This window comes from Streptomyces sp. NBC_00076, from assembly GCF_045041235.1.
Classification (GTDB): domain Bacteria; phylum Actinomycetota; class Actinomycetes; order Streptomycetales; family Streptomycetaceae; genus Streptomyces.
This window is the reverse complement of the sequence record NZ_CP108242.1, coordinates 3,019,946-3,038,930: the sequence shown is the minus strand read 5'-3', so window position 1 is coordinate 3,038,930 and position 18,985 is coordinate 3,019,946. Positions and strand designations below refer to the sequence as shown.

10 protein-coding genes are annotated in these 18,985 nt (G+C 67.0%); 3 read left to right on the top strand and 7 right to left on the bottom strand.

Annotated elements, in window-relative coordinates:
* Window positions 1–29: 29 nt before the first annotated feature.
* On the bottom strand, window positions 30–3,956 hold the full coding sequence (locus OHA64_RS13870) for a phage resistance protein (protein ID WP_405612671.1): 3,927 nt from the start codon (window positions 3,954–3,956) through the stop codon (window positions 30–32).
* 195 nt (window positions 3,957–4,151) lie between these two features.
* Here OHA64_RS13870 and OHA64_RS13865 point away from each other — a divergent pair, with 195 nt between their 5' ends.
* Window positions 4,152–4,910 (top strand): DUF4433 domain-containing protein, encoded by a 759-nt coding sequence (locus OHA64_RS13865; RefSeq protein WP_405612669.1) that lies wholly within the window; start codon window positions 4,152–4,154, stop codon window positions 4,908–4,910.
* 39 nt (window positions 4,911–4,949) lie between these two features.
* On the top strand, window positions 4,950–6,044 hold the full coding sequence (locus tag OHA64_RS13860) for a macro domain-containing protein (RefSeq protein WP_405612667.1): 1,095 nt from the start codon (window positions 4,950–4,952) through the stop codon (window positions 6,042–6,044).
* A 129-nt stretch (window positions 6,045–6,173) separates the two neighbouring features.
* Here OHA64_RS13860 and OHA64_RS13855 read toward each other — a convergent pair whose 3' ends face one another.
* From OHA64_RS13855 to OHA64_RS13840, 4 genes are all read right to left on the bottom strand, one after another.
* Window positions 6,174–6,608 (bottom strand): hypothetical protein, encoded by a 435-nt coding sequence (locus tag OHA64_RS13855; RefSeq protein WP_405612665.1) that lies wholly within the window; start codon window positions 6,606–6,608, stop codon window positions 6,174–6,176.
* A 27-nt stretch (window positions 6,609–6,635) separates the two neighbouring features.
* Window positions 6,636–8,267 (bottom strand): restriction endonuclease fold toxin-2 domain-containing protein, encoded by a 1,632-nt coding sequence (locus tag OHA64_RS13850; RefSeq protein WP_405612663.1) that lies wholly within the window; start codon window positions 8,265–8,267, stop codon window positions 6,636–6,638.
* 195 nt (window positions 8,268–8,462) lie between these two features.
* The gene (locus tag OHA64_RS13845) at window positions 8,463–8,666 is read right to left on the bottom strand and encodes a DUF397 domain-containing protein (RefSeq protein WP_405612661.1); all 204 of its coding nucleotides are present in this window, start codon (window positions 8,664–8,666) and stop codon (window positions 8,463–8,465) included.
* Window positions 8,663–9,547: a helix-turn-helix domain-containing protein gene (locus OHA64_RS13840; protein WP_405612658.1), complete on the bottom strand. Its 885-nt coding sequence runs from the start codon at window positions 9,545–9,547 to the stop codon at window positions 8,663–8,665. The genes OHA64_RS13845 and OHA64_RS13840 overlap by 4 nt, the downstream gene beginning before the upstream one ends.
* Before the next feature lie 253 nt (window positions 9,548–9,800).
* Between OHA64_RS13840 and OHA64_RS13835 the strand changes: the two genes are divergently transcribed.
* Entirely contained in the window at window positions 9,801–10,409 is a 609-nt protein-coding gene (locus OHA64_RS13835; protein WP_405612656.1) for an ATP-binding protein, read from the top strand.
* Here OHA64_RS13835 and pglX read toward each other — a convergent pair whose 3' ends face one another.
* Together pglX and pglW are read right to left on the bottom strand one after the other, a co-directional pair.
* Window positions 10,410–14,135, bottom strand: coding sequence for a BREX-2 system adenine-specific DNA-methyltransferase PglX (gene pglX / locus OHA64_RS13830; protein ID WP_405612654.1), 3,726 nt, complete (start codon window positions 14,133–14,135; stop codon window positions 10,410–10,412).
* Window positions 14,136–14,206: 71 nt separating this feature from the next.
* Entirely contained in the window at window positions 14,207–18,907 is a 4,701-nt protein-coding gene (pglW, locus tag OHA64_RS13825; protein ID WP_405612652.1) for a BREX system serine/threonine kinase PglW, read from the bottom strand.
* Window positions 18,908–18,985: the final 78 nt, after the last annotated feature.

The following is an 18,985-nucleotide window of genomic DNA, read 5'->3' as shown; positions in this document are numbered from 1 at the left end:
CCACGCCCCTTCCGCCCGCTGCCTCTCACTCATTCCACGACCCGCCAACTGATCTCGATCTCTACGTCCGGCTCGGAGGCCGCCAGTTCGGCCAGTTCGGCCCGCAACTCTGCCAGCGCACGGGAGGCCGTGGTCAGGCCCCCTCCCGAGCGGCGCCCCGTACGTCGTCCGCCCTCGGTGTCAGGGTGGGTGGAGGGCACGGGCGGCTGGCTGGTGTCGGTGCTCAGGCTGATCGCGTCGGGCTTTGTGAGAGGTTCCGTCGGCGTGGGCGCGGCGTACGCCCTGCGCGGATCGGCGGTGTGTGCCTGGCTGCGCTCGATGACGGCGACGATGGACCGCCGTGCCTCAAGCAGCGCCTCCTTGAGATCCTTGGTGCGCTGATCGACACGCGCCGCGCCGCGCAACTCCTCCAGCACGGCCTCGCCCTGTGGCCCGTAGTTGGGCGCGAGTTTGAGCATGTCCCAAGCCGCGGTGGCCAAGGCGGCCGCGACGGCCTCGGCCTGCTTGATCGACGCACCGTAGCGGCTTGTCGGCACGTCGCCGAGATCGAAGCCGGCGAATGCGGAGATGACCTGCTTGGCCGCAGCCGAACCGCCGGCCGCGCCCTGATCCAGCACGCGCAACTCGTCCAGCAGGTCCCGGGCCCGGCGGGCGATCGCCAGCCGGCCGGACTCGTCGGTGCCGTCCAGGCCGAGCAGCGTCGCGTACTTCTCCAGCTGCGCCACCAGATCCGCCGCATGCGGCTGGTACGTGCGGGCTCGCTCAGTGATCCGCCGGGCGAACTGCCCGACCATCCGGCCCCGGCGCAGCCTGGGCGGCTCTTCACCGAAGATCTCCCAGTAGCGGCGTCCGGACTCCTCCCAGACGTGTTCCTCCGGCAGTGGCTGGGACCGCAGCGCGTCCTGCGGCTTGATCGCGGAGAGCTCGGGCGAGGGATCGAGCAACGCACCCGCCCGTACCCAGACCCGGTCGTCCATCTCCGCGTACGACGCGATGACCAGGTTGGCGAGGAACGGCTCCAGGCCCATCGGCGCCGGACGGTCGATCCACTCGGTCAGCTGCACGACGCTCAGGTCGCCGGGACCGGCCTCGCCGCGCGCTTGAAGGGCGAAGTGTTCCGGCCAGCGGGTGGAGAGCCGGAAGTACGCCTCCTTCTGCTGGCCGAGCCCTAGCGGTGCGGCGATGCGCCGCATGAGCGGACGCTCCTTGGCCGGGATCTCGGCCTGCCGGTCACCGGCCTCCGCGGCGGCGCGGATGTGCCCGAACACGGTCCGCGCGTCGGCGAGTTTGACGACGGTACCCGTGCCGTCGGGGTCGAAGTCCGGGTGCGCGGGGAACTGGTGGGCCAGCAGCTTGCCCGCCACGTGCCGGGCCGCGTCGTGCAGGGACTGCCCGATGGAGACGCGCAGTTCAGGAACGTCGGGCAGCGGCTCGAGGTGTTCGTTGAAGTCCGGGTTGACGTCGCCCGGCTTCTTGGCCGCAAGGCCGTAGGCCTGTTTGAAGGCCGCCTTCACTGTCTTGGTGAGCGTCTCGCGCTGGTCTTCCAGCAGCGCTTTGGCTCGGGCCCGGTTGTCGGCGTTCAGATGTTGCGCGTAGCTGGTGTCAAAGCGTCGCTGGTCGGCGAGTGCGTAGTGGATGACGACCAGCCGCTGGAAGTCCTGGAAGCGGCCGGTGGACAGATGCGTGGGAATCCACCCCACCGTCCGTGGCCGGGTGCCGGGAAGCCGGCGGAGGTCGGCCATGCGGTTTGCGTCCTCGCGCGGCCCGTACTCGCCCTCGTCGTACGGCAGATCGATGATCATCCGCCACAGCCCGTCCTGACTGGGCGCGAAGTCGTGGTCCTGCAGGTCGTCGTGGTCGGCGATGTTGCCGAAGATGACCTCCACCGTACGGTTCGAGCCCCGCCAGACGAACTTCAGCTCGTCCGCGGTGAGCCGCTCTTGAAGGTCGATGCCCAGCTCCTCGGCGAGGAGTCGCTTGGCGAGGGAGCGGCGGTTGGCTCGGTTGTTGTTGACGTTGGCGTTGGCGATGACGGAGTCCACGTCCACGCCCGCCAGCTCGAGCCGTACGCCCGGGTTGGCCTTGGTGCCGGTGGGCTTGATCTCCGCGAACCGCGACGCCCACTCGTCGACCTTCGACTGGATCGCGCCGACCTCCGCCCCCGGGATGGGGGAGATGACCGAGCCGTGATTCAGGGACGCGAGCCGCCGGATCGTCAGGTCCCGCAGCGCGGGCACGCTGGGCGCCAGTGCGGACAGCAGAAGCGTGCACATCAGCCGGTCGTCACCCACGAACGCCTTGCACCGCTGGACGAGCCCCTGGTCGGTGACGGTCTCGCGGCGGTGGCGGTAGCGCTCGATGTCTTCCTCGGTGACGTCGTACATCGCCAGGAGGTAGGGCCGCAGCTTGGTGCGGTACAGCTTGTCCGCGGCCTGGAACTCCACCTTCAGACTGTCGACGAACGGCCGGTCGCCGCCGTCGGCGATGACCGGGTAGAGGTCACCGAGCGGGATGAGCTGTTCCAGCGTCGCGTCGTCGCGGTGATCGGCCAGCAGCTGGCCCATGAGCTTCAGGCCGGTACGGGAGCGCTGCAGCGCCGAGGAGATGTGGACCAGGGTGTCCATGAAGGAGGGGGAGAAGGGATAGGTCAGCCGGAACGACGACTCGTCGGCGCCGGTCGTCCCCTCGTCGGACCCCAGTAGGACGTCCCACACCTGCGGTCCGACCCGCTTGATCTTCGCGAACGCCGCGTCGAGCTGGGCGGCGGCCTCCGCGTCCTTGGGCTTCAGAAGACGGGCATGGGCGATCTGCGGGAGGTTGCGGTCCTCCAGCGTGATCTTGTCGAAGCGCCCGGAAGCCAGGTTCAGGCTGTCCTGGATCGCGGTCTCGGCAGCACCGGAGACCTCCTGGCCCACCAGCTCCCGCAGGTCGCGCTGACGTGCGATGAACGACACGATCGGGATGGCGCGGCGCGAGTCGGCGCCCTCCACGAAGTTGGTGATCTTGTCGGCTTCGCGGGAGACGAACTTCTGATCGTGGATGCGGTTGGCGAGCCAGAGGATCAGCTCGTCCATGAACAGGATCAGCCCGTCGTACTTCAGCGACTTCGCATGCTCGGCGATGACGGCGAGGCCGGCGTCGAGCGAGATGAAGCCGTGTTCGTCCTCGGCGGCGTTCTTCGCGAAGCCGGGGAACCAGCTGGTGCTCGCGTCGTGCACCAGCTTGGCGCGCAGTTCGGCCGGGGTGGTCGGGTTGACCAGGTTGAGGTTGACCTCGGCGCCGTCCAGTTCCTCGGCGGCGAGGGCGGTGTCGAGGAGCGTCGGGGTCCAGGCGAAGGAGTCGCCCCACTCGTCGTCGGCATCGACGATGCCCTCGCCGTCGGCGGCTCCGGCGAGCCCTTCGATGAACTTGTCGTCTCCCATACGATCCCGCAGCGCGCGGATGTCCGCGAAGAGGGAGTCGGTCCGGTAGACCTGCGGCGTGGGCGCCTCGGGATGCAGTGCCTTGACGTGACTGACGTACCCGCCGAGCACCCGCTGCTCCAGGGACTTGGCCCCGAGCATGTGATACGGCACGAGCAGGAACTTCTTCCCGTCGGTGCTCAGCCACTCGTGCTTGGCCAGCACCGGATCGAAATCGGTCCGAGCACGTGCGGCCTGGTCGCCCCGGAGCAGGGCGTGCAGCACGGCCATGAAGTGCGACTTACCGGAACCGAACGATCCGTGCAGATACGCGGCCTTCGACGTCTGCCCGTCCAGCGCGGTCTTGATCAGACTCAGCGCCTCGTCGAAGTTCTCGAGAAGGCGCTCGGTGACGACGTAGTCCCGCAGCGCCCGTTCGGCGCCCTCCTCGGTGACGGCCTCGGCCAGCTTCAGGACGAAGTCCGACGTGGAGATGGACGTCTTGATGTCGATGACATCGCGGAGGAGGGGGGCCGTGGCGGCGGTCGGGGCCATCTCTGTCTCGCGTCTCCTGTTGTCCGTCTACTAAGCCTGCGTCCACAGGGCACCACGACGCGGCCCCCCACGACCGGGGACGGCGCGTGACGCTCAGCCCCGCACGCTGTCCCGGAAGTACCGTCCGCCGCTGTTCACACGGCTGCGGACCGTCTTCGATCGTAACGGGTGGGTACGACGCGCAGGAGACGTCGGGTGCAGGCCGACGCGAGCGGTGCGGGCCAGTCGGGTGCCGGTGAGGCAGTGCTGTTTCAACCCGACGGTCAGCGCATGGCCCGGGTGGCTGATGTGACCATCGGATACCCTCCCGCTGTGCTGTCTCCAGAGGATCGCCCCATCTTTCACTTCACGCACATCAGCAACCTGCCCAATGTGCTGGATCAGGGCTATGTCGCCTGTGACCGCATAGTGCGTGAGGACCGCAGCCTCCAGGTGGAGTGTGGAGACCAGCTCATCAAGGAGCGGCGACGCTTACGGAAGGTCGACCCGCTCCCGGGCGGAGTGGTCGCCGACTACGTGCCGTTCTACTTCGCCCCTCGCTCACCCATGCTGTACAAAATCAGCAAGGGAGCGGTGCAGACCTATGCGGACGGCCAGGATCCGCTGGTCTACCTGGTGACGACTCCCCGAAGACTGATGCGGGCCGGCTGCGTCAGCGTGTTCAGCGACGGAAACTGCGCGGCAGACATCACCGAGATCGAAAGCGACATGGCGCGTCTGGGCAGCCACGTGGACTGGTCGGTGATGGAGCGGGAACGATGGAACAATAGTCCTGAAGATCCTGATCGCATGCGACGGCGCATGGCGGAGTTCCTCGTACACGAGCGTGTTCCCGTCGCGGCCATCACCCACTTGGCAGCGCGGACGCGGTCACGGACGGATGCTGTACGGCAACTCCTGGACGGCCGGGGCCTCCGGCTCGACGTGATTGTCAGACCCGCTTGGTATTACTGAGACGAAGCCGCCCAGCAGGGAGAAGGAGGGAAGGCAGCCGTGATCATCTATGCGGAGGGTAACCTCCTGACTGCGCAAGTGGATGCTCTGATCAACACCGTCAACACGGTCGGTGTCATGGGCAAGGGAATCGCTCTGCAGTTCAAGCGGGCCTACCCGGACAACTTCGCGGCGTATGAGAAGGCGTGTGCGGGGGGCGAGGTGCAGCCCGGTTCCATGCACGTCCATGATCGAGGCGATTCAGTCAGGCCTCGGTACATCGTCAACTTCCCGACCAAGCGGCACTGGCGCTCGCCATCCCGTCTCGAAGACGTGCGGGAAGGCCTGAATGATCTCCGGCGCGTCATTGTCGAACGGCAGGTCCGTAGCATCGCCGTACCTCCGCTGGGATGTGGCAACGGAGGGCTGGCCTGGGATGATGTCCACCCTATGATCATCGCCGCGCTGGGCGATCTGCCGGACGTCGAGGTACGGGTTTTCCCCCCGCACGGTGCTCCGCCAGCGACTGCCATGCCGAACAACCAGGAGCCTCCTGCACTCAACCGTGAGCGTGCGGCTTTCCTGGTCGCCCTCGACCGGTACATCAAACGCGGACTTGCCGGGGGCTTCTCCATGGAGCGGCAGACGACTCTGCTGGAGGCCCATAAGGTCGTCTATCTGCTGCAACGTCTAGGGTTCGATCTCGGCCTGCGCTTTACCAAAGGCCATTACGGCCCCTACTCGGCCAGTCTGGACCGTGCCATTGCTGCACTTGAGGGGCACTACATCAGCGGTTACGGAGACGGCACGCGAGGAGCCTCAGCCCCTCTGTCACCCGCGCCGGAAGCTGTGGCTCGCGCAGCTGAACTCCTCAGCCCCGACAGGCAGTTCAGTGCTGCGATTGAGCGCCTCGAGCAGCTCGTCGACGGATATGAGCACCCGTATGGCATGGAACTACTCGGTACGCTCCTCTTCGCATCGGAAGTGCTCGTGTCCCGCCCAGCGACCTATGCCACGGCCGCCGAATACGTGAAGAAGTGGACACCCCGCAAGCAGCGCATGTTCACAGACGCGCACCTTTCGGCAGCCTGGGAACGTCTGACGAAATGCTCACTCACACCTTCTGCGACGCACCCTTCAGCGCAGAAGCCGTGAAGTCGAGCATCGCCTTCGCCGCAGAAGGGCACCGAAGCGGTGCTCCTGCAGCTTGAGGGTGCCAGTCCCTGATCGTAACGCGCACGGAGGGACGGGGAAGGGGCGAGTGCGATGGTCAGAGCGGGATCGTCAGCGTTCGACGACCTGAATGTGCTGCTTCAGTTCCTCAGCGATGCGCGCTGTGTCTCCGCCTGCGGGCATCCGCCAGTCGGTTTCGATGCCCTCTTCCACGGCGGGCTCGGAGCTGAAGCGGATCAGGTCGGGGGAGGGGAGGTAGGAGTCGCGGAGCCAGGCGATGAAGACGGCGGCTTCATCGGGGGTGTTGTCGGTGAGGACGACGGTGTCACGGCCTTCGTTGCTCGCGAAGCCGGTGAACTCGATTCCGTCCTCCGTCACGGCCCAGAAGGAGAGACGTACCTGTCGGCCTTGCCGCGTCTCGTAGCGGACTTCGGGGAACGCGGTCTGGAGAGCGTTGCCGAATGCGGCCAGGTCGAGGTTCCAGCCACTGGGGTTCTTGGCGGGTGCGTAGAGCAGGTAGGTCGTCTGGTATTCGTCGAGGTCCACGATGGGATAGGTCCTTGTCGTCCTGAGCTACGGCTCGTACCGGGAGGTGCCCTTGACACTCTCCGCCGCCATGAGCGTCTGCCAGTAGGCGGCTGCGTCCTTGTCGTTGGTGATGATCTCCAGACCACGGATCTGCTCATGCTGCTTCATGGCCTGCTCGTAGTCCCCGAGTTCGTCCTCATCCTTTCCGACGAGAATGTCCTTCTTGCTCCATTTCTTCTTCCCGTTCTTGTCGTACTTGTCTTGGAGGTCGAAGGTGTCCGGTGTGCGCCATGAGTTCTTTCTGCACTCTTCATCCGTGTCTTTCACGTGCTTGGCGTCGACCATGTAGCCGTCGGCCGGCCGCATTCCGTCCGCGGCGATGGCTCCCTTCCGAGCCTCCGCGGGCAGAGGGATCATCCGCTCGGGGTAGCCGGCAGTCCGCAGCTGGTAGGCGTTGGCGGGATCAGTCGTGCTGGTGCCCTTTCCTCCGAAGCCCAGGGGGCGCAGCGTGTTCACCCAGGACGTGAACGCCTTTCGCTCGCCGACGCTGAGCAACCGGGTGGTGCCCGGTACCGGTGCCAGCGGGTCCTTGTACGGAACATTGGTGTCGGGATCCCGGTAGGCGGCCGGCATGACACCCGGCAGGCCACCGCTGTAGGACGCGAGTGCCACGGGTACGGGTACGGGCACGGGGACCGGCAGCAGCGGCAGTCCGGGAAGGCCGGGGGGATCGTCCGAGCCCTGGGGGAGTTTGACCCGCTTCTCGGAGTCGTCGAGAGCGTTGGCGACATCGCCGAGCCGGTGGATCCACGGGTCGTCGAGCACGGCGTCGAGGAGCCCGCCGTCGTCACCATTGCCGCCGAACATGGGCGAGTCCCACGGTGCGTCGATGTGAAAGGGATCCGCCTGGTTCTGAACGATCTTCTTCTTGGCCGCTTCGACATGGTCGGCGTATCGGTCGCAGGCCTTGGCGAGCTGGTTGCACGCGGCCACGAGATTGGCGACCAGAGGCTCCTCCGACTGGGCCCGCTCCGGTGGGGTGGCGAAGCCGACGAAGCCCTGGAAGTAACGGCGGAACGCGTCCGCGGCCTCCCCGGAGTGCGCCTTGTCGGCAGTGTGCGCGCAAGCCTGCGCGTCCTCCAGGAATCGCACCATCAGCTTCCCGCCCCGGCGCCACGTATCCGCCACATCCCGCAGCTTCTCCGGCGAGCCGCGGAAGCGGTCACTCATGCCGCCCGGCGCGTACTGGTCGTACCAGGCAGTGTCGCCGACGACTTCCGGAAGCTCCTGCCCCAGCCCGAGGAAGCTCTCGGAGCAGTCCGCCCCGGGATCGCCCATGCCGGCGGTCAGATCCACCTGCTTCTCGAGAATCGCGGAGGCGACGCGGCTCTCCCGGGCCATGAACTCGCGGGCGTTACGCATCAGCCCCTTGCCGGTCTCGCCCATCACGTACGCGCTGAACCCAATCTTGTCGAGCGTGGTGGCGGCCGCCGACTTGTAGACCTTGGCGAACGCGCTCCCCGCATCGTCGTCCCCGGCCATGCCGTGCTGCCGGTCGAGTTCGTGGAAGAGCGCGATGGCGGTGTCCCGGGTGCCGACCATGACCGTGTCCACCATGCCCATGGACGCCTTGATCATGCCCTCGGCAATGACCTTCAGGTCTGGCGACAGCCCCACAGGACAGGTCCCTTCGTTCCAACTCGCCCAGAGGATAGGGCGATGGGACTTCCGTTCTATCGCACAAAGATCCTCATGGCACAGCGTCGCGGCGGCTCAGCCGGTGGTGTGTGGCTGAGGTGAGGCTCGGTGCCGTGGGCAAGCGCCGGCTGGGGGAGGGGGTGGCCCCGTGCTGACAGCTCTTGGCCGTCGGGTTCAGCTCAGGTGGGCTATGAATGGGCGCCAGGCGTGGAGAGTGAAGGCGATCACCGGGCCGGTGGGGTGCTTGCTGTCGCGGATGGGGATGAGGGCGGGGATGTTGTCGGCGATCTCGACGCACTCGTTGTTGCCGCCGCTGTACGTGCTGCTGTGCCACGTCGCGCCCGACAGGTCCGGCGTGCTGTGGCGTGCGCGATTCATGCTCTGTGCTCCTTGGCCCTGCGTCGAATGACAGCCCGGGATTCCATCGGAGAGAGGGAGGACGTGCGAGCGGCGTCGAACAGTTCTTGGTAACGGGCTACTTCCGCCTCCCGCTCCATCCAGATTGAGCCGGTCGGGTTGTCCGCCAGCACCACGTCGAGCGCTGCCTCCTCAGGGAAACCCAGTACTACGTACGGGCCGAACATACTCGCGTGGGCTCCGCGCGAGAACGGCAGGACCTGGATGGTCACGTTGGGATGCTCGGAAGTAGCAAGAAGGTGCTCCAACTGCGCCTGCATTACGGTGGGCCCGCCGACCTGTTGGAGGAGAACGGCTTCTGACAGCACCGCCCAGAGGTGCAAAGGGGAGTCGCCGCCGAGTCGTTCCTGTCGGGCGAGGCGAACCTGGACGAACTTCTCGATCTCGTCTGCCGTCTGCCACTGGCGCGAAGCCACCGTCACGGCACGGGCGTACTCCGGGATCTGCAGCAAGCCAGGAACAAGCTGTGCCTGAAAGGTGCGGATCTCACCGGCCATGGCTTCAAGTGCAATGTAGTCGCGGTATGTGTCAGCAAGGACCGAGCCGTACTGGTTCCACCACCCTTGCCTGCGACGGCGGTTGGCGTTGCGCGCAAGGTTGCTCAACCGCTCGCGAAGCTCGGGATCCGTCACGTCGTAGGCGTGCAGCATCGCGGTCAAGTCCGGGAGACGGACCGCCACCCGACCGTTCTCGATCCGGCTGATCTTGCCCTTGGTGCAGTCGAGCGCTTCAGCTGCCTGAGTGGTAGTCAGCCCTGCGGCCTCCCGCAATCGGCGTAGCTCGTCCCCAAGTTGGCGGCCAAGAACGGTCGAGGGGTTCGGGGTGGTGCTCTTCGCAAGCATGCCAACACCTTTAGCAGAGCTGTGGACGCGGCAGGGTGGGATTAACCCGAAAGGTGGAAGATTGCCACCATCCTAGTTGGCAACGTTGCAGATTCGAGTGATGCGCGTACATGCTGCTGGTCATGGACATCGGTGTCCCACGGCTCAACTTGCCGTCTTCATGGGGCTCCGACCGCGAGTCGATCCCCTGGGGGGATGTGCCATGGCTGCACATAACGAAGTCATCTTCCGGTTTGCCCGTAGCCGTCGTTGCGTGCCCAGAACGCGGGCGCTGGCGCATGCCGTGCTCAGCAGCTGGGGCGTCAGTCACGACGTCCTGGAATCGGCAGAGTTGGTGCTCTCGGAGCTGGTGACCAATGCGTTGCGCGTGCGGGTACCCAGTGATCGGCAGGTGGGCGTACGGATCGCGAGATCGCCGGAGGACGGGCTGTTGCGGCTGGAAGTCAGCGACGCGGGCCCGGGCAGGCCCGAAGTGCGGGCGCCCGGAGACGACGAGACCGGCGGGCGCGGGCTGTTGCTCGTTGAGGCGTTGGCTCACCGCTGGGGAGTTGTTGAGCGCGAGGCCGGGATCGGGAAGACCGTGTGGGCTGAGCTAAAGGCCCCGGACATTGTGGTCGAGCCCGTCGGGAGAGAGGTCGCGGCGGTCATGGTGCGGCCCGGCCAGTGGGTACGGGTGTGGGGCGAGTGGCGTGCTGTCCGTACGGTTCGCACTGAGCCGTACGCGGCTGGTGGACTCGCGGTTGTGCTCGGGCTGGACGATGGCCCGGCGCTACGGGTAAACGCGGCCGAGCCGTTGACCGTGCGGGATGGTGGCGTGCCCTCCTCCGCGCGGGAAGGTGGGGAGGAGGGCACGCCGGGGTGATCAGCCCTTGGTCGGCTTCCCGGGACGCCAGGCACGCAAGTCGTCGTCGGTCAGACCGAGTTCACCCTGCTTGGTCGCTCGGTAGCCCGCGAAGAAGGCTGCGGGAGAGCCGCCGTAAAGGGCGTCGAACTCGTCGTGCCACTGCGTGAGCCACGGCTGGAGTTCGAGGAGGCCGGCGAGCAGCGGGGTCATCTGCTCGTCGGACAGTTCGTCGTGGTTCGTGAAGTACGTGCTGAGGGCCTGGGCCTGCTCCTGGTGGTCCCAGCCCGCCCAACCGAACAAGTCCGGGGTGCCGGAGATCGCGCCGGTGGCGTAGGAGGTGAACCGCTCCTTCGGAACGTCCAGCTTCCCGCGGGCACGCCAGTAGGACGGCTTGAGGAAGTCGGCCGACGTGTACTTCGGCGGTACGGGGATCGAGTCCCGGATTTTCCGCTTGGAGGGTTCGTCCGGGGTGGCATCTTCCTGACGCTGGAGATTCCAGACTTGCTCCCAGTCGGCGCGCTTCCTCAGGCCGGTGGGCTTGTAACGCAGAGCGGCGAGGAAGGGGACATGCTCGTTAGCGAGAAGATCCGCGACGACGGTCGCCAGTTCCTTGCGGGGGGCGTACAGCTCGGCGACGGAGACAAAGTCCTCGTCGAGGGAGAGAGTGGAGGTGAGCTGTGCCCGGGTGAGGATGGTCGGCTGGCCGTCCTGGAACCAGAGTTCGCGGTTCTCGATCCGGTCGAGCAGCCACGAACGCAGGGCCTTCTCCTGGAGTGCGTCCCAACCCTCGGTCGCCCACCGGCGCTTGTACTCGGGGCGCTCGACCATGCCGATGGCGCGGGACGACTCGATGACGTCGATGCGCTTCTGGACTGTGGCCTTGTATGCATCCGACCAGTGGTCGGGGAGGGTGGTGATGAGGGTGGATCCGTGCCGCTTGAACCACTCGTCGGACGCTTCGCCCTTCTCGACCCGCCGAGCCAGCACGATCTCGAAGGCCCGCTCGCCGAGGGCGAGTTCGGGGACCTCGGATTCGGGAGCGCGAAGGTCTTCGGAGTGCAGGTTGTAGAGGGAGTAGACCTGCCAGTCCAGTTCCTCTTGGAGGGCGATCATGAGGGCGCGGGCGCGCTCCCACTTGGCCCGGGCTTCGCGGAAGTTGGAAGCGCTCGGTGTTCCTTCATCCGCAACAGAGGAAGGGCTGGCGACAGCAAGTTTCCGGGCAAGAGCGTCGAGGGAAGTGGCAAGATAGGTTGGATATTCGGAGGTCAGGGGAAACTGCTGAAGTTTCGTTCCAGTGAACTCGTAGAATTGCTCCCAGAGTTCCGTCTTGATCCCGGACTGGTGGCCTTCGGTCCCCTTGCTATGGCTCACCATTTTGAGCCAGAAACAGGCGATCGAACTGCCGAGTAGGCCTAGCAGTTGCAGGTGCGCCTCTTCGCTGGACCCGTCCCGCAACTTTATGACAGGTGCAGTGCGGTTGAAGACTTTCTCCCCACGGTCGAGAGCAAAATGGGGGTGAGTGGCGACGAATGGGAAGGCGATGGAGTGTGGTGAACGGTAGCGCTTCGGGAAGAACATGCTGTGGTCGAACCAGCGAAGCCCGCGTTCTGCGGGTTTCTGGCCAAAATCTACGCGCTCACGTAGGACGGTGCGATTCGGCCAAAGATACGCTCGTTCCTTCGAGCTGAGCTCGCGACGTTCGCCATCTGCGTCATAGGGGAAGACTGTCATGATGTCCGGGCCGATGGTGAAGTCACGAACAACATCGCCACGCGCCACGGCCACGCATTTCTCACGCAATGCCTGAGTCTTAGCTGCCGACGGTGACAAATAGAAGGCGTCGTCCAAACCGGTGTGCGTGGTCCTACCGATGGCGTCTGACCGTGCTTCAAGGCGTTGAGGGGAGCTTTTTTCAACTTGCTCCACCATTTCCAGGCCGCCATCAGTCAGAATCCAAGGCTGCTTGCCAAAGTAATGCCCGCGGTTGAGGTCATCAACCGAGACCCATTGGCTGACCGATCCTGGATTGTCGATCTGATTGACGATTGCGTTCCAGACAAGCCCATCCTCTCCGTTGTCTGGCACAAAAGGTTCGCCTTGGACGCTGCGCACAGTACGGATGGAATCCGAACGGTTACTTCCTGCGCGTCGCTTGCCCACCAGAATGACTGTTGGAGTCCCGTGTCCGGGAATGTATGCACCCGAAGTGTCAATGACCTCAGTCAGTTCTACCTTGTGCGCGAAGTACTCTTCAATCAGCTTGGCCCCGAACTCCCGCTTCATGAAGGAGTTCGCGGTGATCTGTCCCACCATGCCATAGCCGTGACCAGAAGGCTCACCCCTCTTCGCTAGCTGGAAAAATCGCTCGGCGAATGGAACGGATAGGGCGTACGTGCCTGCGCACGACGCGTACAACTGTCGGTACAGCGCGTTCAGCTTCTTGTCTTTGACGGTGATGTAGGGCGGATTCCCCACCACCACGTCATACCGCCCCTGTTCCAGGATTGCAGGGTAATCGTCCACGTCCTCTGTGGCATACGTGAATTCCGCCAGTGGATCGCCTGAGTCCTCGCCGATCAAAGTCAGTTCGAACTGGCGAACTTTCATGAGCGAGTCGCCCACTGCCAGATGGATTGGCCAGTCGTATTGCCCGGCCTCTGCCAGCGTTCGTACACCCGCGGCTGCCATTGCGGCGACAAGAAGTCGGAATCGAGCGATGGCCACTGCAAACGGGTTGATATCCACGCCGTGCACTGACTTAAGCGCTGCCTGCACCCGCTCATGCACGTCACTGTCAGGACGCCGCTTCGCCCAGAGCTGCACCATTCGCCGAAACGCGCCCAACACAAAGTGGCCTGACCCACAGGTAGGGTCGATCATCTTGAGTTCGCTGAACCGCCCGCCGAGCTCCCGCACCACCGGATCCATCGTTCGGTCGAGGATGAACTCCTCCACGAACTCCGGCGTCTGCAGCAGCGCGTACGTCTTCCGTGCGGCCTCTGACAGCCATTGGTAGAGATCACCGAGGAACCGCGTGTCCCACCCCTTTGTCCCGTCCTCGCTCAGCGGATCGGTGAAGTCATGGACCAGCTCATCGTCCTCCCGGCGCTCCCGCCAGAACTCCACCAGCGCCCGCGCCCCGTCGTGCGAGACGGGGATCTGGTACAGCGGGTTACGCCGCTTGTCGAACAGCAACTTGCCGGCCTGGCCGGAGCCCAACTCCGCGAACGCCCGCTCCAGCCACCCTCGGTACGTCGGGTCCGGCTCCTCCTCGACGTACTGCCTGTACCGGGCCTCCGCCAGATCCCGCCGCTCGGCATCCGGGCCCGTGAGGTACGGCTCCGGGATCAGCCGGTTGTCCTCGCAGAACCGCACGAACACAGTGCCCAGTACCCACGCCACCGCAACCTGCGTGACCCGCTCTTCCAGCCAAGCGCCCCAAGTAGCTCCCGTACGCCCAAGCTTGAACGCCTGGTCATACTCGGCCCGCAGCCGCCCAGCGACCGCCTCCGCCGCCCGCACCACCTCGGCACGCTCCTCCGGCAGCTCGGCCAGCCGTTCCTCCAGCCACCCATCCCACTTCGGGCTCCCCTTGGGATCAGCCTTCTGCAGCTTGCCGTACTCCGTGCGCAGCGGCTTCAGGACGGTCTCGCCGTCCCGTACCTGCTGGCCCAGGTCGACCTCGACCGCCTTCACCTGCTTGATCAGGTCCGTCAGCAGTGCCTTGGACTTGCGGTCGATCACTTGGTCACGTCTCCTGTCGTCATCCCCACCCCACGCGAGTGGCCCCGCATGCGGCACACGCGCTCAGCGCATCATCCCCGCGTGCCGCCAGCCACGGCACTCTCCGGCTTCGCGCGGTGCGCGTTCTGTACCCAGAACTCATTCAGCACGATCCACTCACCCAGTCCCGACTGATACGGCACTGCCACCGTCCCCAGCCGCGGCGGCCGGGCCGGGTCGCTCTGCGGACACAGCAGCCACAGCGCCCGACCACCACCCCGAGACCGCTCCGCCAGCCGCTCCAGTACGCCCATCGCGTCGTACCGCGCGAAGACCCCGCCGTCCGTCAGCAGCAACGGAGCAGCCAACCCGCCCCTGCCACTGTTCCCAGAACCTGTGCTGCCGCCCCCCGGCATCAGCAGCTCACCGATCCGAGGCTCCACCAGTCCCCACGCCGTCCCCGCATACTCGGCGAACTTCATCGCCCCTGGCGTCCCGGCCTTCGCCACATCCGCACGCAGGATCGTCTCCCACGTCGGCTTGGGCCGAGGGTCGACCAACTCGTGCAGCGCCTGCACGAACAGGTCGGCCACCGACACCACGACAGCACCGCCGCCGAAGTCGTCGCGCCCGAGTTCGTCTATCGCCTTTCGCGCCCACTCCGTCGGCACCGTCAGCACGCGGAAGCCATCCCGCCGCGCCGAGGCCTTCAATCGGTCCTCGGCCGTGCCCGCCGCCGCGAGATCCGGGTCGTCGGAATAGCGGTGCGCGGAGATGGTGCCCGTCGGCTGCCGTCGGGCGTCCGACGACAGATAGATCGACCCGCCGTCCGGGTTGCTCGGCAGGTAGCGCAGCGTCCCCGTGCTCTTGCGCGTCGACAGCACCAGGTCGAAGCCGGCCTCCCGCAGGGCCCTCGTCAGCGGGCCGCCCGTGGGCAGGGCATGGCCGCCGCGTTCGTTCAGCAGCTCCGGGAAGCGGGCCCGGACTCGCTCGTGGACGTCGTCCGTCGGCAGGCCCGGCTGCTCGGCCTCCGGCATACCCGGGATGAGCGGAACCAGGCCGGCCTGGGTGAGGCGCAGCGCTCGTACGAGCGGCAGCTTGCGCGGATAGATCTCCAGGCGGGGCGTCGCGGCGGCATGGCGGGAGGCGGCCACCGCGATCTCCACCATGCGCCTGTCGTCCCACTGCACCGCCGCACTCGGAGGCGGCACGGCACCCAGCTCCGCCACCACTGTCGCCGCCGTCGGCAGGGTGTCGAGCCCGGCCAGCCGGTCGGCGATACGGCCGAGCCGCTGGGCGTAGTCGAGCAGTCCCGGCGCGGACGGTGTGTCCGGTGCGTCTTCCGCGCCCACCTCCAGCGCCAACAAGCCCGCGCCCATGCTCTCGTCGGCTGCGTCGCGGTTCGGGGTGTGCCCGAACTCCGCCTCCTCCGGGACGAGTTGCTCAACCTCCACCACGGCTCGTACGGCGGCCAAGGCCAGCGCCCGGCGCTGCTCGCGCTCCTGGAGCTGCGTCCCGCGCCGCACGGTCAGCGCGTCGGCGATCTCCGCAGCCGAAGCGACCCTGCCCAGGTCGTGGAGGAGATCCAGGACCTCGGCGCGCAGTGCCCGTACCGCTGCGTGCTTCTTCCAGCGGGTCCGCTGGTTTTTCAGCATCTGCGGGATGCGGCCCCGCGACAGCCCGAGTACGCGCGAGACGTCCGTCTGCGTCGGCCAGACCCCGACCTCCGACGGCAGAACGCCATGCTCGTTGGGCAGGCGCAGCAACAGCCGCACCATCTCGCACTCGTTGTGGTTCGAGCCGTCCTTGCGCAGCGGCGGCACGAACACCGTGGCGAGGGTGTCGAGGCTGACGCTGCGCAGTGCGCGCTCGGGCAGCGAATCCGCACCGGCGCCGCCGTTCGCCGCCACCGCGTCGGCCGCCGCGGCCTCGGCGGCCGACAGTTCCTCCTTCGCGGCCTTGCGACCCTCGGGAGTGAGCGGCGCGGCGGGCTTCTCCGCGAACTTGAGGCGCCACTGCTTGATGCGGTTCAAGACTTCTTTGCGGGTCTTGGCCCCGAGACCAGGGGCGTTGACGAGCTGGCGCTGGCTGTAGTCGAGCAACTCACCCACCGTGTTGACGCTGAGGCCGTAGACGAACGACTCCGCGGCCGGGCTCAGGCCGGACGACGAGATCAGGGTGTCCCGGTCGACGCGGTCCGCCAGCCGCTCGCGCTGCTGCTCGGCGCTCTCCTCCTCGGCCTCCGGGATGGCCGCGTCCGGGGCGGGCTGCTGCGCCGCCTCGCCCTGCGCGGGTGACGCCACGTGCCGTGACGGGCGGCGGGACGAGGGCTTCGCCTCGTCCATGGCGAGGAAGATCTTCTTCCAGGCGTCCCGCATCGGCTTGAGGTCGGGGAAGCGCTGGGAGGCGTCCCGGTGCAGTGCCTTCTGGAAGAACGCGACCAGGCCGTCCCGTACCGCCGGGTCCAGGGCGTCGGCGGCGATTCTCGGGTGCGGTTCCTTCTCCGGGTCGGTCTGGCGTGGCGAGACCTTGCCGTCGCCCCACACCGGGAGCTCGCGGGAGGCCATCTCGTGCAGGGTGACGGCCAGGGCGTATCGCTCGGCGTGGGCGTCGTAGACAGAGCGGTCGGTGAGCGTGCCGATGAACGGGTCGAGGTAGCCGTCCGTGCCCGCCGCGGTCTCGTTCACCGGGTAGCCCGCGAGCGAGAAGTCGATCAACACCAGTTCGCGGGTGCGGTTCGGGCGGATACGGATCGCGATGTTGTCCGGCTTGATGTCGCGGTGCCACACGCCCTCGCCCTCGAGGAAGTCCACCGCGCCGAAGAGGTAGTCGCCGTACGCCTCGAGCTGGTCCACGGACAGACGGCCGAACTCGCGCAGCTGCCGGGCGACCGTCTCCTCCCGGCGTCGGCGCTTCGTGCCTGGCGCGGACGGCTCGGCGCTCTCCTCGCGCTCGTCGCCGACGTACTCCATGACCAGGACCGTGCGCGGGCCGATGCGCTGCGGCTCCGGCTCGACCAGGCGGATCACCCGGGAGTCCGGGCGTAGCCGGCCCAGCATCTCGGCCTCGCGACGCAGCACCTCGCCGCGGCTGTCCGACGTCGCGACCTTCAGCACCGCCAGAGACTTCGAGAAGCGCACGTCCGGGCCGGCGGTCAGGTCCCGCACCAGGAACGCACGGCTCGTGGAGCCCGTACCGAGGCGGCGCCTGACCTCCCAGCGGCCCGCCAGCACGTCGCCCGCCACCGCGTCCAGGGGGTCCTTCTCGGGTTCGGCCGGGCGTGGGGCCTCGGCCGACGGAGGTTCGGTCAGGTCCGCCTCGACGACCTCCAGCATCTCCAGGAAGTCGTCGACCGACGACAGCCGGGCGGAGACGTCGTAGGCCGTGGCCGCCTGCACCAGCTCGTCGATGTACGGGGAGAGGCCGTCCACCACGGAGCTGGGGCGCAGGCCCTCGCCCGCCTCGTAGCGGGCCACCAGTTCGGCCTGGCTGGCGGCCGGGGGCCTGCCGGTGGCCAGGAGATAGGTGAGTACGCCGAGTCCGTACAGATCGAGGGCCACCGGATCAGGCCTGAGCGCGGTCAACTCCGGGGCCAGATACGGGTCCGCGCCCTCGGCGAGATGCGCGCCCGCTCGCGAGAAGGTCGTGGGTGCGAACCGCTCGCCATTGCCGGCCACACCGTGCTCGGAGCTGCGCTGGACGGCGACCTGCCAGTCAGAGATCTGCAGGTGCGGGCTGGACCAGGCGCCGGTCTCGCTCTCGGACTCTCCCCGGCGAGTACGGCCGCGCGGGATGACGTGGACCGCACGGGCCGCCAGGGTGCGGTGGAAGATCCGACGGCCGTGCGCCGAGCGCACCGTCTCGGCGAGCTGCCGCACCAGCGCCATCCGGCTGAGGATGTCCAGCTTCTCGCCGTACTGGATCAGGTACTCGTCCAGGCGCAGCGTCCGTGGATCGAAGTCGAAGATCAGGGCAGGACCCGCCGAGTGGCCGGAGGGGTCGTACTGCTTGAGCTGGACGACACCGGGGTGCCGGAAGTGGCGCAGCACAGCGGCCTCACGGCGCGCGGCACGCTCGACGGATGCGCGCAGCTCTGCGTCGGAGCCGCGCTCGCGCAGATAGACACGGACGCGAGCGGCCTCTGGCAGCTCACTGTGCTGGGCCAGATAGTCGGCCCAGGTCGGGCCCGAGTCGAACGCCTTCCGGCTGAGCAGATACGGGCCGACCTTGTACTCGGCGTCGCTGCGCGCGATGCCGATGCGCTCCAGCGCCGCCTTGATCCGGCGCGAGCGGGCTGCGTCGATCCGGCGGTACTCGTCCTTCGGGGGCTCCTTCAGCATCTCGGTGAGCTGGTGCACCGTGAAGACGCCGTTGCGGTCGTGGGCGGGCAGTCGGTTGCGCAGCGAGGAGTCGGTGAAGCAGACGGCTTCCGAGACCCACACCCTCTCGCCGTTCTGCTGCAGCAGCGCGGCCAGCTCCTTGGCCTTCTTGTTGGCCAGGTGCAGCGGATTGCCGTGGGGGATCTGCCGGCCGCTGGGCTGGGTCTGCAGCCAGGTGCCGTTGCGGGACTCGACGGAACCGTGCCAGTCCTTCAGCTCGATCAGGTGGACGCCGCCCGGGGCGATCACCAGCAGGTCCACTTCCCTGACGTGGCCGGTGTGAGCGGTGAAGGTGAAGTTCGACCAACCCCGCCATGGGTCGTTGTCCGGGAGCTTCTCGCGGATGGCCTCCAGGCCCCTGTGTTCATGCTGGAACTCGGAGTCGGTGACCGCGGTCCACCGGCCGTCCCGCATGTGCCATCCCCGCTTCGTGTCGCTCTGTGCCGATTGCTGCTGCTCAGGCAGCAAAATGCCCCGCTCAGATCGTAGCGG

Bases quoted from the DNA above. Each gene is read 5' to 3' on its own strand.
- OHA64_RS13845 (WP_405612661.1), bottom strand. From the start codon at position 8,666: ATGAATCGCGCACGCCACAGCACGCCGGACCTGTCGGGCGCGACGTGG.
- OHA64_RS13840 (WP_405612658.1), bottom strand. From the start codon at position 9,547: ATGCTTGCGAAGAGCACCACCCCGAACCCCTCGACCGTTCTTGGCCGC.
- pglW (WP_405612652.1), bottom strand. From the start codon at position 18,907: ATGCGGGACGGCCGGTGGACCGCGGTCACCGACTCCGAGTTCCAGCAT.
- OHA64_RS13870 (WP_405612671.1), bottom strand. From the start codon at position 3,956: ATGGCCCCGACCGCCGCCACGGCCCCCCTCCTCCGCGATGTCATCGAC.